The 15,309-nt window shown below is 47.4% G+C and carries 14 protein-coding genes; 8 read left to right on the forward strand and 6 right to left on the reverse strand.

What is annotated here, in order from left to right:
* Positions 1 to 20 precede the first annotated feature (20 nt).
* The 3 genes from H8K36_RS03745 (at position 21) to H8K36_RS03755 (ending at position 1,720) form a co-directional block, all read left to right on the forward strand.
* Entirely contained in the window at positions 21 to 428 is a 408-nt protein-coding gene (locus H8K36_RS03745) for a hypothetical protein (protein WP_186915021.1), read from the forward strand.
* 1 nt (position 429) lies between these two features.
* Entirely contained in the window at positions 430 to 624 is a 195-nt protein-coding gene (locus H8K36_RS03750; protein WP_186915020.1) for a helix-turn-helix transcriptional regulator, read from the forward strand.
* A gap of 115 nt (positions 625 to 739) precedes the next feature.
* The gene (locus tag H8K36_RS03755) at positions 740 to 1,720 is read left to right on the forward strand and encodes an alpha/beta fold hydrolase (RefSeq protein WP_186915019.1); all 981 of its coding nucleotides are present in this window, start codon (positions 740 to 742) and stop codon (positions 1,718 to 1,720) included.
* A 92-nt stretch (positions 1,721 to 1,812) separates the two neighbouring features.
* Here the strand turns inward: H8K36_RS03755 and H8K36_RS03760 are convergent, their stop codons facing one another.
* The 3 genes from H8K36_RS03760 to H8K36_RS03770 all read right to left on the reverse strand — a co-directional run bounded on the left by H8K36_RS03760 (position 1,813) and on the right by H8K36_RS03770 (position 5,177).
* Positions 1,813 to 2,721, reverse strand: coding sequence for a tetratricopeptide repeat protein (locus H8K36_RS03760; protein WP_186915018.1), 909 nt, complete (start codon positions 2,719 to 2,721; stop codon positions 1,813 to 1,815).
* Positions 2,722 to 2,909: 188 nt separating this feature from the next.
* Positions 2,910 to 4,382 carry a threonine synthase gene (thrC, locus tag H8K36_RS03765; protein WP_186915017.1) on the reverse strand — a complete coding sequence of 491 codons (1,473 nt, stop codon included), beginning with the start codon at positions 4,380 to 4,382 and terminating at the stop codon, positions 2,910 to 2,912.
* A gap of 183 nt (positions 4,383 to 4,565) precedes the next feature.
* Positions 4,566 to 5,177, reverse strand: a complete 612-nt coding sequence (locus H8K36_RS03770) for a helix-turn-helix domain-containing protein (RefSeq protein WP_370587122.1) — start codon at positions 5,175 to 5,177, stop codon at positions 4,566 to 4,568.
* A gap of 175 nt (positions 5,178 to 5,352) precedes the next feature.
* Between H8K36_RS03770 and kbl the strand changes: the two genes are divergently transcribed.
* The 3 genes from kbl to H8K36_RS03785 all read left to right on the forward strand — a co-directional run bounded on the left by kbl (position 5,353) and on the right by H8K36_RS03785 (position 9,061).
* Entirely contained in the window at positions 5,353 to 6,558 is a 1,206-nt protein-coding gene (kbl, locus tag H8K36_RS03775; RefSeq protein ID WP_186915015.1) for a glycine C-acetyltransferase, read from the forward strand.
* 48 nt (positions 6,559 to 6,606) lie between these two features.
* On the forward strand, positions 6,607 to 7,557 hold the full coding sequence (locus tag H8K36_RS03780) for an NAD-dependent epimerase/dehydratase family protein (RefSeq protein ID WP_186915014.1): 951 nt from the start codon (positions 6,607 to 6,609) through the stop codon (positions 7,555 to 7,557).
* A 121-nt stretch (positions 7,558 to 7,678) separates the two neighbouring features.
* Positions 7,679 to 9,061 carry an L-serine ammonia-lyase gene (locus H8K36_RS03785; RefSeq protein WP_186915013.1) on the forward strand — a complete coding sequence of 461 codons (1,383 nt, stop codon included), beginning with the start codon at positions 7,679 to 7,681 and terminating at the stop codon, positions 9,059 to 9,061.
* A 21-nt stretch (positions 9,062 to 9,082) separates the two neighbouring features.
* Here the strand turns inward: H8K36_RS03785 and H8K36_RS03790 are convergent, their stop codons facing one another.
* From H8K36_RS03790 to H8K36_RS03800, 3 genes are all read right to left on the reverse strand, one after another.
* Positions 9,083 to 10,921 (reverse strand): PAS domain-containing sensor histidine kinase, encoded by a 1,839-nt coding sequence (locus H8K36_RS03790; protein WP_186915012.1) that lies wholly within the window; start codon positions 10,919 to 10,921, stop codon positions 9,083 to 9,085.
* A gap of 92 nt (positions 10,922 to 11,013) precedes the next feature.
* On the reverse strand, positions 11,014 to 11,820 hold the full coding sequence (locus H8K36_RS03795) for a LytR/AlgR family response regulator transcription factor (protein ID WP_186915011.1): 807 nt from the start codon (positions 11,818 to 11,820) through the stop codon (positions 11,014 to 11,016).
* A gap of 23 nt (positions 11,821 to 11,843) precedes the next feature.
* Complete coding sequence (locus H8K36_RS03800) at positions 11,844 to 12,896, reverse strand: sensor histidine kinase (protein WP_186915010.1); 1,053 nt, start codon at positions 12,894 to 12,896, stop codon at positions 11,844 to 11,846.
* Positions 12,897 to 13,190: 294 nt separating this feature from the next.
* On the opposite strand from H8K36_RS03800, the gene argH reads away from it, so the two are divergent.
* On the forward strand, positions 13,191 to 14,588 hold the full coding sequence (gene argH, locus H8K36_RS03805) for an argininosuccinate lyase (protein WP_186915009.1): 1,398 nt from the start codon (positions 13,191 to 13,193) through the stop codon (positions 14,586 to 14,588).
* Positions 14,589 to 14,694: 106 nt separating this feature from the next.
* Positions 14,695 to 15,300, forward strand: a complete 606-nt coding sequence (locus tag H8K36_RS03810; RefSeq protein ID WP_186915008.1) for a TRAP transporter small permease subunit — start codon at positions 14,695 to 14,697, stop codon at positions 15,298 to 15,300.
* The last annotated feature ends 9 nt before the right edge of the window (positions 15,301 to 15,309 follow it).

Consider the following 15,309-nt stretch of genomic DNA (forward strand, 5'->3'; position numbering starts at 1 on the left):
AACGTAATGTGGAGAACAAAATGGAACAAGATAAATATTCAAAAAAAGACCGCGCAGATGCCAAAACCTATAGCAAAGAACTGCGTTTATCTATTGTGCTGTACGTGATCGTTCTATTTGCTTCCATCTTCGTCGCCAAGTCTTTAGAAGCTGGTGCATTGCAAACAGCCGTTGTACTGACACCTGTCTTACCGGGGTTATTAACGATGCGAGCCATCATTCGCCACCTGAATCGTCAAGATGAATTCATGCGCATCTACATGTTAGAGATGATCGCTATAGCGGGTGGTGTCACTGCTTTTTTAAGTTTCAGTTATGGCTTTGCCGAAGGTGTAGGCTTCCCCAAACTGAATGGCTTCGTACACTACGGCGTGTTTATGGCGACCTGGCTGGTGGTCGTGATCATTCGCAAATTCCAGGAGCGCTAACATGAGAAACATCGTGAAAGAACTTCGAACCGAACGCGAACTAAGCCAAGCCGCTCTCGCTGATATGCTAGAAGTCTCGCGACAGACGGTCAATGCGATCGAGACCGGACGTTATGACCCTAGCCTGCCACTCGCGTTTACCATCAGTAAATTGTTTGGAATGCCGATTGAAAAGATATTCTTTGTTGACGAATGATGAGCATGAATCGAAGTGGAAGACCGCCAGTCTTCCCTTCCTAGAACCCAAGTAGCTTCGTTTTTTTTGAAATCAATGTTAGTAAAAATTCTTCGTAAATTAAAAAGGAAAAATTATGAAATTCCCAAACTTCTGCAAAACATCACGCCTCAATATCGCTGTAATCGTCGCTTTGGTCGCAGCTATCAGTGCGGGTCAAAGCCATGCCAGCACTTCAATGCTTTCTGCGGACTCAGCCACAACAAGCGTTAGCAAATTAGCCCCAAAAGAATACCAAGTCGGCAGTATGTACGTCCAAGAATACAAAAATCCAAAAGCCAAAGGTGCGCCTTTGATTTTGATCCCTGGCCTCTCGAGCGGTGCATACGTGTGGGACGATACCGTCAAAGCCATGCAAGCAGACCATGACTTATACGTCATCACCTTGGCCGGCTTCGATGGTAAACCTGCGATGCCTGGTCTAAAGTTTATCAAGGCGAAGGAGTCCTTACTTGAACTCATCCAAACACAGAAAATCAATAAGCCTGTCGTTATCGGTCATAGTTTGGGTTCTGCCCTATCGATCTGGTTTGCCCAAGATCATTCGAATTTAATTCGTGGCGTATTTGCAGTCGATGGGCTTCCAGTGCTACCACGATCAGAAAATATGACGCCTGAGCAGCGTAAAGCAACCGTGGATAATATGCGTGGCCAGATGGGAAATCTAAGCCAAGCGGTTTTTGAACAACAGCAAGTCAACTACATGAAGTTTATGGGCGTGATCGACGACAAAGTCGCTGAATCTCTCGGCAAACGCAGCGCTACCAGTGATCGTACTGCCTATATCGAATACATGTCGGAGATGTTTGGCAACGATATGCGCAAAGATATGCCAAAGATTAGCGTCCCCGTAGGGATGGTTTCACCGTACTATGCCAAAGACATGGTTGCCATCAATATGTCGGAAGATCAAAAAACGGCGTACTACGCAAGCTTGATGGCTGGCACACCCAAATTACAAATGATTTCTATTAATGAAGCGCGCCACTTTGTGATGATCGACCAACCGAAAATCTTCAACGAAAAACTCGCTACATTCCTTAAATCTGTCGAGTAATTGCAAGATTGGGAAGCGCAGTTCGAAACAAAAAAGCCATGCACGAATTTGTGCATGGCTTTTTTCAATATCGAAATAATTTACCTATCGACTTACTTCTTTGGCAGTTTATCGACATGCTGGGTGATCTCAGTCGGCCTTGCCTGCCACTCTGCAACAAAACTATTGGCAGCGATCTTCTGCTCATCATTCAAAGCCGAAGCCATTTTATCGACATAGACTTGAAACGCTTCCTCGGCTTTCTGCTCTCGTTCTGTTTTCACGGTTAAGGCTGCACGTTTCGCCATGATTTGTTGGCCCGCGATCTGAATATAGGCGTAGGCCATGACAGGGTCAGCATTCGGATGTTTTTTCACATCGTTTAACTCCACAAATCGCAACATGGCGTCGACATGTCCTTGGTCGGCTGCTTCACGCCACAGCTTCAATGCGGATTGATGCTCCCCTTTTTTCTCAAGGTAACGCGCATATTCGACTTGCGCTTGCAAATAACCTGCGTTCGACGCCTTCGCCAAGTACTCATAGCCAAGCTCTGGATTGACGCGATGACCTTTACCCCAATTTCCCAAGTAGTAATCGGCTAATCGATATTGTGCAAGTGGATACGTCGTAGCCGACTTTTCCAATAGTGGAATAGCATGTGCCCAATCTGGTTTTTTTCGTTTACCAGTGCGGGTATAACTCATCGCTTGTTGAAATTGCGCTTCAGGTGCGAGAGCTAAATCGTGAGCGGAAACTGCAGCACGAGCTTCAGCACGTTCTGATTTAAGCTGAGCTTTTTTCCCTTTCGCTGAGGTTTTAGTATGTCGACTCTCTTTTTTGCGGTCGTGCGCCTTGCTTCCATGCTTAACTTTTGTATTCGCCTTGTCGTTTTTTTTCGGCGCGCTCTTAGCTTTGGCTTTAGTTGGCACTGCTTTTTTCGCTGTTGCCGCATCGCTGGCTGGTGACAATATTAATGCCGCTACGATAATGACAGGAGTAAGAAAACGAATCAGACCCATGTGAGATTTTCCCTCTTCAATTCAAACAGGCGCTATCATCTCCGATAAGGACGGGTTTCGTCAAAGTTTGTCATGAAGTAGTAATGCCTAGGCTGATGTGGCTCATATGACAGTACATCACCCACAAATAAAAACAGGCCACGTCACCATAGCCTGTTTCGTTTTGATTTCCCTAGATGACTAACTGATTAGAGACCTGTACGCTCCGTGATAAAGGCTTTCATCTGTTCTACATCTGCCTTCATCACTTCAAATCGTTGGGGCAACGTCTCGATATTTTCAAAGCCTGCTGGTCGTTCAGCATCGCGCCCCAGTGCTTCTTGAATAGTCTCGTTAAACTTTGCAGGCAATGCAGTTTCCAGCACAATCATCGTTTCATCCGCACGCCAGTGTTCAAGTGCCACCTTGATACCATCGGCAGTATGCGTATCGACCGTAATACCAAAATCTTTCTCTACCTGACGAATCGTATTTAAACGATCAGCATGTACTGACTTGCCTGAAACGAATCCGAACTGAGACACTTTCGCAAACTCGTCACCATCGCTGCCAGGCTTGCCCGACAAATCAAAACCACCAGCGGTTTCGACTTTCGCAAACAAGGCTTTGACACGTGCGGCATCACCACCAAGCAAGTCGAATACGAAACGTTCGAAATTGGATGCCTTGGAAATATCCATCGAAGGGCTAGTCGTATGATAAGTCTCAGCTGATTTACGCACACGGTAAACACCCGTACGGAAGAATTCGTCGAGTACATCATTCTCGTTAGTTGCCACCACTAATTGGGCGATAGGCAGACCCATCATGCGTGCAATATGGCCTGCACAGATATTCCCGAAGTTACCGGATGGAACAGTGAAAGACACCTTCTGATCATTGCTGGTCGTCGCCGACAAATAGCCACGGAAGTAATACACGACTTGGGCGACAACACGAGCCCAGTTAATCGAATTGACCGTGCCGATCTTCTGACGACTCTTAAATTCCAAATCATTCGAAACCGCCTTGACCATATCTTGGCAATCATCGAACACACCTTCAACAGCGATATTGAAAATATTCGGATCTTGCAAGCTAAACATTTGCGCCGTTTGGAAGGCACTCATTTTTTGATGCGGTGACAGCATGAAAACGCGAATACCCTTCTTACCACGCATCGCATACTCAGCAGCACTACCGGTATCGCCTGAAGTCGCCCCAAAAATATTGAGCTCTGCACCGTTCTTGGCCAAGGCGTATTCAAACAAATTGCCGAGCAATTGCATCGCCATATCTTTAAAAGCCAAGGTTGGGCCATTCGACAAGGCTTGCAATACTAACTTGCGCCCCTCTTTCTCAACCACCGTATGCAAAGGCGTGATGTCTTGTGCGGACTCACCAGCACGCGCATTCTTGTACACGTTGGCGGTGTATGTTTTGCGAGTAATCGCCTTCAAATCCGCTTCTGGAATATCAGTCGCAAACTTGCGTAACACTTCAAAAGCGAGATCGGCATAGCTGAGTTGGCGCCAAGCGTTCAACTCCTCTGCCGTGACTTGAGGGTATTGCTTAGGCAAATACAAACCGCCATCAGGAGCTAAACCACCGAGAAGAATTTCAGAAAAACCAACGGAAGAATCAGAATTTGCGGCGTAACCACGTGTGGATTGGTAATGCATGATGAATTGAAGATAAATAAGCGAAAGAGGAATTTCACTTGATTATATCTTGCAATGCAGCAGAAAACTCAGGGCAGGCTGAATTTTTATCTCGAATTGGGCAAATTTTCTAAGGAAAATCCGCTAGACAAGTTGCAGCTCTGGCCTGCACGCCAGAGCCTAAGTATTTGTCCAACTCTGCCATTAGCGATGAATCACCACCATCAATGCCTTCGCCTCGGTCTTGCCGATATTGCGAATGGCATGGGCACAATCGGCCTCATAGCGGGCTGTCCCGCCGACTTTGAGCTTCTTTTTGCTGCCTTCTATTTCGACCTCAACGCTACCACCTAGGAGCGTTAGATGCTCGGAAGTACCTGGATCATGGGCGTTCGACACCAAAGCGCCACCCGGTGCTAACAGAAGTTCATACCATTCAAAGCGCCCTGCTAACTCCATCGGCCCTAAGATCTTCAAGACATAACCTGAATGCTCTCCAGGCAAGGTCGGTGTCTCGTGCGGCTCCAACATACGAATCGGATCTACCTTGGGAACTTCAGCCGTTAGCAACTCGGCCATACCTATGCCCAAGGCATTGGCCAAGCGCCAAGCGACCGCAATCGTTGGATTAGCCTTTTCTCGCTCAATCTGCGACAGCATGGATTTTGACACTCCCGCAGTGCGGGATAAGTCTTCCAAAGTTAAGCCTCTTTCCAGCCGTAAACGCTGTAGAGTTGCTCCAACCTCCGGTGGCGCTGCTGGCGTTGCCGAACTTGCCTTAGTTGCAATCACTTTTTTCATAGTTTCACTTGCCAAATCAAATAAGCATAGATAACATTCGCTATATTGAATTTATGTTCGATATATCGAATATTTTTAAATTTAGTAAATTTTTCAGGATTTCTGTGCAAACACTGCAAATCCTCTTGTTTTCGATCATAACAGAACACTGCCGATAAACCGTAAATACTCTGCACTAGGAGACATACTCATGAGCACAAACACTAAGAAAAGCGCATTCTTTACTGAATTAGCCGGCAAACTCGATGGATTGCGCGAGCAAGGCTTGTACAAACCAGAGCGCGTTATCTCCTCTCGCCAAGGCTCCTTAGTGCAGTGTGATGACGGCCGTCAATTGATCAATTTGTGCGCCAATAATTACCTCGGTTTATCGGGTGATGAAGAAACAGTGCAAGCGTCTATCAAAGCGACTGAGCAATATGGTTATGGCCTGTCTTCCGTTCGTTTCATTTGCGGTACACAAACCGTGCATAAACAATTAGAGCGCGCCATCGCTGACTTCTTAGGCATGGAAGATACGATTTTGTACGCTGCTGCATTTGATGCCAATGGTGGTGTATTCGAGCCTTTGTTTGATGAAAATGATGCGATTATCTCCGACGCCTTAAACCACGCTTCGATTATTGACGGTATTCGCCTGTGCAAAGCGGCTCGCTTCCGTTACACCCATAACGATATGGCCGACTTAGAAAAACAATTGCAAGCAGCGGCCGACAAACGTCACCGCATTATCGTCACCGACGGTGCTTTCTCGATGGACGGCACGATTGCTCAGCTCGACAAGATTTGTGATTTAGCAGATAAGTACGATGCCTTGGTCATGATCGACGAATGCCACGCGTCTGGCTTCCTCGGCAAAACAGGTCGCGGCACTCACGAACACCACAATGTCATGGGTCGTATCGACATCATTACCGGCACTTTGGGCAAAGCCTTGGGCGGCGCAATGGGTGGCTTTACTGCGGCCCGTAAAGAAGTGATCGATACCTTGCGTCAAAAATCGCGTCCTTATTTGTTTTCAAATACCTTAGCACCATCGATCGCCGGTGCTTCCTTAGCGGTATTGGATCGTCTCTCGAAATCGACAGAATTGCGTGATCGTCTGCATGAAAACACCGCTTTCTTCCGTAAGGAAATTGCAGAATTAGGTTTCACGATTAAACCAGGCACACACCCTGTGATACCGGTCATGTTGTTCGATGCGCCAGTTGCACAAAAATTTGCAGCACGCATGTATGAACTCGGCGTTTTAGTGACTGGTTTCTTTTACCCTGTGGTACCGATGGGCCAAGCGCGCGTACGTGTACAACTGTCTGCCGCCCATACCAAAGAACAATTACAGACCGCCTTGGCTGCTTTTGCGCAAGCAGGTCGTGAGTTGGGACTCATTAAATAAATCCCCCAACGACCTAAATAAACGAATTTTAGAAAATCAGGAAGCAATATGGAACGTATTTTAGTCATCGGTGCCAATGGTCAAATCGGTAGCGAATTGGTCGACGCTTTAGCGGCCAAACATGGCGCAGACAATGTAATTGCGGCAGACATCAGCCCAACAAGTTTGTATGGTGCCAAGGTTTATGAAGTAGTCGACGTGTTGAGCGCAGAGCGTTTGGCTGAAATTCATGAGCAATATGAGATCACACAAGTGTATCAATTGGCGGCGCTGTTATCGGCGACGGGTGAAAAAGCCCCTTTGAAGGCCTGGACATTGAACATGGATGGTTTGCTCAATATCTTGGAACTGGCACGCATACGCGGCGAAGCTGGCAAGCCTTTGAAAGTATTCTGGCCATCTTCTATCGCGGCTTTCGGCCCGAATACTGAAGCCGTGAATACGCCACAATATACAGTCATGGATCCAAACACGATCTACGGCATCAGTAAGTTGGCTGGTGAGCGTCTTTGTGAATACTACTTCCAGAAATACAATGTCGATGTGCGCAGTATTCGCTACCCTGGCATCATCAGCTACAAATCGCCTCCAGGCGGCGGCACCACCGACTATGCAATTGCGATTTTCCATTCCGCATTGAAAGGTGAAGCCTATTCCTGCTTCCTCGAAGCACAGCAAAGTTTGCCAATGATTTACATGCCAGACGCCATTCGTGCCACGATTAGTTTGATGGAAGCGCCAGCAGAAAACATCAAGATTCGCTCTTCCTACAATGTCAGTGGTATGAGCTTTAACCCACAAGAACTCACAGCTGAAATTACAAAAAATGTACCAAACTTTCAGGTACACTACGCGCCTGACAGCCGTCAGGCAATTGCAGCGAGTTGGCCTCAAAGTTTGAACGATGAGGCCGCGTTCAAAGACTGGGGCTGGAAAGCAGAAATCGACCTCGCTTCCTTGGTGAAAGACATGCTCAAGAACGTGCGTATCACCAACTGAACACGGCATACTCTGGCTGTTCAGTGAGGTCGAAAAAATATAACAGCTTTAACTTTTACCATCGTCGTCACAAGGCTCGATGGTAGAAGCCAAAGCAGATCTCAAGAAAAAGGACACTAGTATGGACATGCGCGTTTTTGATTTGTTTAAGATCGGTGTTGGGCCCTCAAGCTCACATACGGTTGGCCCCATGATTGCGGCTCGCCGTTTTCTTCAAGAATGTCACGATCTACAAAACGCGCAACAAGTTCAAGTCGCCCTTTATGGCTCCTTAGCACTAACAGGATTAGGCCATGCCACAGACAAAGCCGTGCTGCTTGGTCTGATGGGAGAAACTCCACAAGACGTCGCTCCTGACACGGTCGATCAAAAATTAGAAGACTTAGCGCGTTCGGGCGTAATGCTTTTGCTCGGTGAAGTCAAAGTTGATTTTGATATTCTCAACGACGTACTGTGGCACAAACAAGAAGTTTTACCTGGCCACCCTAACGGTCTGCGTTTTACGTTGACACGCAAAGACGGCAGCAGCTATAGCAATACCTATTACTCGACGGGTGGCGGCTTCATCTACTCCGAAGCAGAGCTCGCACACAACGCCAATGTCGTCAGCACCCCCGCCGTTACCTTGCCCTACCCGTTTGCCACCATGGCAGATCTACTCGCCCATGGCAAACGCACTGGCCTCTCCTTAGCCGCCCTATTACGCGCCAATGAGCTGTGTCATTGCAGTGAAGAAGAACTTGACGCAGGCCTCGATAAGATTTGGTCGGTCATGAATCAGTGCATACAGCGTGGCCTTAAGATTACGGGCGAGTTGCCGGGCGGCCTGCACGTGCAACGTCGTGCTGCCAAGCTCTGGCTGACAGCCAACGAAACGCACAATAGTTTGCCGCATGATGGCATGCATAAAGTGAGTTTGTATGCGATGGCAGTCAACGAAGAAAACGCCGCTGGTGGCCGAGTTGTGACTGCCCCAACCAATGGTGCAGCTGGCATCATTCCCGCCATCATCAAATACTATTCACAAGATTGCCACCCTAGTGATCCGGTCAAAGGCATACGCGAATTCTTATTGGTGGCGGCGGCCGTCGGCATGCTGTGCAAAAAGAATGCGTCCATCTCTGGCGCAGAAATTGGTTGCCAAGGCGAAGTGGGTGTTGCTTGTGCGATGGCGGCGGCTGGTTTGACCGCGGCTTTAGGTGGAACCAACGAACAAATTGAATCTGCGGCGGAAATTGGTATCGAACATCATTTGGGCATGACTTGCGACCCCATTGGTGGCTTGGTACAAATCCCGTGTATCGAGCGCAATGGCATGGGTGCAGTGAAGGCGATTACTGCAGCTTCATTAGCTTTAAAAAGCGATGGAACGCATCACGTCAGTCTTGATCAAGTCATCGAAACTATGCGCGTGACTGGCTATGACATGCAGGCGAAATACAAGGAAACATCTTTGGGCGGCTTGGCGATTCACGTGGTTACCGTGAATCACGCTGCTTGTTAATCGACTAAAAAATAAAGCAGATTAAACTGACCGCTGCTCAACGGGCGCGGTCAGCGGTATCTCTATGATAAATTCCGTCCCCTGTCCGAGCTCGCTGTGCACTTCGAGCCGCCCACCGAGCATCACCGTCACAATATTGTAGGCAATACTGAGACCTAATCCCGACCCACCTTGACCCAACTTGGTAGTGAAAAATGGGTCGAAAATACGCTGAATATGTTGAGCTGGAATTCCTTTGCCATTATCACTAAAGGAAATTTTGACTTCGTCGGGGCTAGATAACTCTGCACTCATACGCATGATGCCGAAGTCTTCCTCGTCAAAAGCATGGCGCAAGGAATTATTAACCATATTCATGATGACTTGCTCTAGCGGCCCGGGAAAACTATTGAGCTTAATCCCTTGCGGAATCTCATTGCGAAGAATGTGCTTGGTCTTACGTAAGCTAGGGCTGAGCGTCACCAAGACTTCATGAGCCACTTCTTGCAAGTCAAAGTCGCGACGCTGCTCACTCGTTTGATCAACAGCGATTTGTTTAAAGCTATTAATTAAGTCTGCCGTTCGACGGAGATTGCGGTCGAGGATATCGCCTGAATCTCGAATATTAAAGAGAAATTGATTGAGGGTATTGCGCGATAAGCCATTCACCAATCCAGCTTCGAACTGTTTTTCTTGATCAAGCAAAGTCGAGGCCACCATCAAGGCATTGCCCACTGGTGTGTTCAATTCATGTGCAATACCCGCCACCATAGAACCAAGTGACGCTAGCTTCTCCGCTTGTACTAGATCGCTTTGCGTGCGCCTTAAATTTTGCAAAGCATCGCTCAATTCCGCTGTACGTTTAGCAACGCGCTGTTCGAGTTCTACCGTCAATATATGCTGTGCTTTCTCGGCCGCTAAGCGATCTGTTTGATCTAAAAACAAAGCCACAAAACGCCATCCACCTGAAAGCTCAAAAGCGGATGTACTAATCAGATAATGCCGCTTTTCTCCGTTCGATAAACGCATGGTTACAGGATAACCCACCACACCTTGCCTGAGCGTAAACTTCGCCACTAAGCGACGCTCTTCTTCGTGTGCAAATAGCCCGATTTCCTGCACAGATTTACCGATTAATTGCGAGGGATCAAAACCGAAAGCGGTGACGAAGGCGTTGTTGACATCAATCATATGCCCTTGCATATCGCCCGAAATGGCTGGCAATGGATTGGCTAAGAAGAGGCTGGAAAAAGAGGCTTCCGAACGTTTCAATTCTTCCGCCTTCCCTTGCAAAGAGTTGGCTAACTGGCGAACGTGTTCGAACTCAGAGCGCAATGCCCTCACACCAACCAAGCCCAGCAGTAATGCGACGATGATTACACCAATCAGGATGACTACACGAACAGAAACGTCGGGTTCAACAGGTACAATTTGCTGGGTCCGGATCAAAACGAAAAAAACAAAACAAGCGACTATCACCGACACAGTCATGGCAACGGCGTGTCGAATCGAAAGCGCCCAACTAGCAGCCATGATAGACAGGGGTACAAACACGATTCCTGGCGCGCCAAAACCAAATGTGCGCAAGCCAAACACGATGGGCACAAGGGCGAAGCCCCACAAAATTAGCGCGAGTGCACGCCGAACTTGACCGCGATACAGAAAGTATAAGATTAATGCCGCAACCGATAAACCTGCTAAGGCCCCACCATTCCCTAATCCACGGTTCTTGTAGTCATTGAGAATGAGGGCGATACCGCAGGCAAAAAAGGCAGTCAGTGCGATGCCATATAGCAAACGCACGCCAAGCGCGTTGATCTGAATCCGATCTCGGCTTTCTTGTATGCTCAACTCATTTGCTTTTTCCAAATCGTCGGACATGCTTCGCTCGCTTCCAAGCAAAAGATGATGCAGATAAAGAATAAAACCTACTGTAACGCTTACAGCTTCCCCATATTACTCAGGGGTTAATGCTATCTAACTAGATTCTTGATCACCGACCACTGACGACGCGATATCGGCAAACGTTCATTCGAATCACGCACGATCACTTGCCAAGAGTCTGTGGCGCGTTCATGCTCAGAGTCAGCATCGACCATATGGGTTGCACGTTCAACTCCCAAAATCGCATCGCGAGCCACTAAAGCATTTCTGTGTACGCGCACAAAAACACTACTCATTTCCGACTCAATTGAAACTAGACTTTCTTCAGTCAGGTAGGCACGATGTAAGGTTTGAATCGTGACGTATTTCTGTTCTGCTTTCAAAAACAAGACATCGCGCACAGGTATCAACAAGACGCGATTTTTTTCCAAAACTGAGAAGTTCTGCCGCAATTTGGGTAAGGCCTGCACTGACTCGCTGAGTTTTTCGGCTGACGTTTGCGTACTTGGTTGGGCCTTGAACAGTTGAATGCGTTGAATCGCCTCTTGTAAACGTTGAGCTCGAACTGGTTTGAGTAGGTAGTCCATTGCATGAACTTCAAACGCCTTCAGTGCGTACTCGTCGTAGGCAGTCACAAACACGATCGCAGGTGCGGCCGCTAAGTTCGCCGCTGCGATATGCTGGGCTAATTCGATCCCGGTCATCCCTGGCATTTGCACATCCAACAGCAAAATGTCTGGTTTTTGTTCAACCAAAATATCGAGCGCGGTTTGACCATCATTTGCCTCGCCAATCAATTCGCAAGGGCAATCTAGCTGAATATCTTCAATCAAGCTGCGCATACGCGAACGCGCTGGCGCTTCATCATCAACAATTAAAATCCGTGGCTTAGTCATGCTTCGTCTTTTGCTTTTTCTTTTTAATACTTCTCTGGAAACACCAAATGCACCTCAAACTGCTCACCAACTATGTCAGCCTTGAGTTGCGCTTCGATATCGTAGAGCAACTTTAAACGTTGCCGAATGTTTTCTAACGCCATTTGATTTCCCGAAGGTAACTGTGCTTGTCGATGATAATGATTGCTCACACGAATTTCAATCTTATCAAGCGTTTTTGCAATTTTGATGACGATCGGTGTTGGATTTGCGGACGGTTCTATACCGTAATGCACGGCATTTTCAATCAAAGGTTGCAAAAGCAGAGATGGTATTTTGGCCGAACTTAAGGCCTGGGCACTTAATTCCTTCAGATCCCATTGCACCACTAAGCGTTCACCAAGCCGAATTTGCTCTATTGCCAAGTATTGTTTGCATAAGCCGATTTCATCGTTGAGAGTACTCAAGTCGCGTGTATCACGCATCAAGACGCGAAATAAATCCGCTAAATCTTCCAATGCAGTTTCTGCGCGTCGCGGTTCACTGCGAATCAATGACAGTACCGCATTGAGACTATTGAATAAGAAATGAGGACGGATACGCGCTTGCAAGGCCTGCAAACGTGCTTCACCCAGCGCAGGAGAAAAGGCCCTAGTACGCAATTCAAAATAATGCTGCATGCCCAGACCCATTAAAAAGCATAAGAGTGTCGCAAAACCGTAGTGCAAATGCGGGAAGCTGAAAGCAAACCATTCAATTTGCGATAGCAACTGCAAGACTAAAAAACAGACTATGCCCGGCACTGTGCCACAGACGACTCTTTGCATCCATGCTTCAGTCGGATTTTTCTCGACCAAACGTCGAAAGGCACACAAGCTTAGCAAGGAGAGCAAGGTGATCAGTTCGATGAGCATTGAGGTCTCAATAAACTCTTGAAAGTTGATCGCCCAACCTTGGCCTCGAGCCAACAATGCCATTAACACGACCAAGTTCACTAGCACCAAGACCCGAATAACAATACCGATATTGCAGCAATCTGGGATTAACACCTCAGTTTTGCTGACACTTTCGCCATCTTTTTGTACTTGTTGTGTCATGCCCTATTTTTATCCTATTTTGTGTGTGCATTTGCGTGAATATCTTGGGAATGAGGCCGACGTTCCTTTAAAAAGCAGTCGATCTCAGGGTTTTACGCCCTCTTAACCTTCTTCCACAATGCGAGTCGCGGTATAATCTGCCACGCTTTTACGTCAGCTTAAACCCTTGCGGTACGTCAGTTATCGGCAGCGACAGCCGAGACTACCTGAAATGATGTCTCCACAAGAACATCCCTCTGCGCAGGTTTTACATTCTTTGGCTCGCACACCGTTCGTTCATTCACTAAAGCTACTATGACATCACAATTTTCTAAAAAAAGCGAGGCTTGGTCAGCACGCTTCTCCGAACCTGTCTCTGATTTGGTCAAACGTTATACCGCTTCCGTATTTTTTGACAATCGTATGGCATCGGTTGATATTCAAGGTTCGCTCGCCCACGCCGAAATGCTGCAAGCACAAAACATCATCAGTGCCCAAGACTATGCCGACATTCAACGTGGTATGGCACAGATCAGTGCAGAGATCGAAAGTGGTCAATTTACATGGTTGCTTGACTTGGAAGACGTTCACCTAAATATCGAAAAACGCCTGACAGAGTTGGTGGGCGATGCGGGTAAACGCCTGCATACTGGCCGTTCACGTAATGATCAAGTTGCGACAGATATTCGTCTTTATATGCGAAATGCCATCGATCAAATTTTGGAACTAATCGCGCAATTCCGCCTTGCTTTACTCGATTTAGCGGAAAAGCACAGCGACACCATCTTGCCGGGTTTTACCCATATGCAAGTGGCGCAACCAATTACTTTCGGTCACCACATCCTTGCTTATGTCGAAATGTTTGGGCGTGATGCTGAACGTTTGACTGACTGCCGTAAGCGCGTTAACCGTTTGCCGTTAGGTGCAGCAGCATTGGCCGGGACAACCTTCCCGATCGATCGCTTGCGGGTTGCCAAGACGCTTGGTTTCGATGATGTCTGCCACAACTCCCTTGACGCCGTTTCGGACCGCGATTTCGCCATCGAGTTTTGTGGCGCAGCTTCACTCATCATGACGCATATTTCTCGTATGTCTGAAGAGCTGATTATTTGGATGAGCCCACGCGTTGGCTTTATCGATATCGCCGATCGTTTCTGCACTGGCTCGTCTATCATGCCACAAAAGAAAAACCCAGATGTACCGGAGTTGGCCCGCGGTAAAACAGGACGCGTTAACGGCAACTTAATTTCTTTATTGACTTTGATGAAGGGCCAACCTCTGGCCTATAACAAAGACAATCAAGAAGACAAAGAACCCTTATTTGATACGGTCGATACCTTGGTCGATACGCTGCGTATTTTCGCCGACATGGCGACAGGTATTAGTGTTAAACCAGAGGCCATGCGTGCCGCGGCATTGCAAGGGTATGCAACTGCGACGGATTTAGCTGATTATTTAGTAAAGAAAGGCTTGCCTTTCCGTGACGCCCATGAAGCAGTCGCTTTAGCTGTTCGTACCTGCGTCGAGAAAAACTGTGATCTGAGTGAAATGAGCCTCGTCGAATTGCAAAGCTTCTCTAGCTTAATCACTGATGATGTATTCGCGGTTTTGACCTTAGAAGGCTCAGTAGCAGCGCGCGACCATATTGGAGGCACAGCGCCAAATCAAGTGCGCACCGCAATTTCACGTCTGCGCCAACAATTGATAAAATGAAGCATTAATTGCAATAAAACGATCAACATCAACTTGGCTAGCGTACTACTAGCACGCTAGCCAAGTCGAAACTCTAATAAAAAGTGATCGATCACCAGGGGACACCATGCATTTTCTAATTCAATGCGCGCGTTGGATCGACCGCGTTAATGAAAAAATTGCCAACGCCATTAGTTGGGCTTTAATGGTCGCAGTATTAGTTTGTGCTGGCAGCGCGCTCGCCAGTTATTTTTTCAAGCTTGGCTCAAACGCTTGGTATGAAATTCAATGGTACTTGTATGGCGCCATGTTTCTCTTCACTGCGCCATACACCCTGCGCCGCAATGAACACGTGCGCATCGATGTCATTACTCATCGGTTTTCCAAACGCACCCAAGTCTGGATCGATGTATTCGGCTTTTTGCTTTTCTTACTGCCGATGGCGATCTTGATTTTTTATCTCAGCGTACCGTTCGCTTTGGAATCAATTCGCAATCAAGAAATGTCAAATAATGCAGGCGGTCTCATCGTTTGGCCAGCAAAGTTAATGATTCCCACTGGATTCCTACTCTTGTGTTTGCAAGGCCTTTCAGAGCTGATCAAACGTATCGGCTACTTGTGTGGGCTCGTAGATGCTAGTGAGTTTGAGAAAACTGTAGTTACCCCCGAAGACGAGATCGCCGCCATTCGCGATGCCAATCTCGACAAAATTAAATCGATCCAATCGCACTAGTAGAAAATA

The sequence above is a fragment of the Affinundibacterium nitidum genome, assembly GCF_014284155.1.
Taxonomy (GTDB): Bacteria; Pseudomonadota; Gammaproteobacteria; order Burkholderiales; family Burkholderiaceae_D; genus Undibacterium; species Undibacterium nitidum.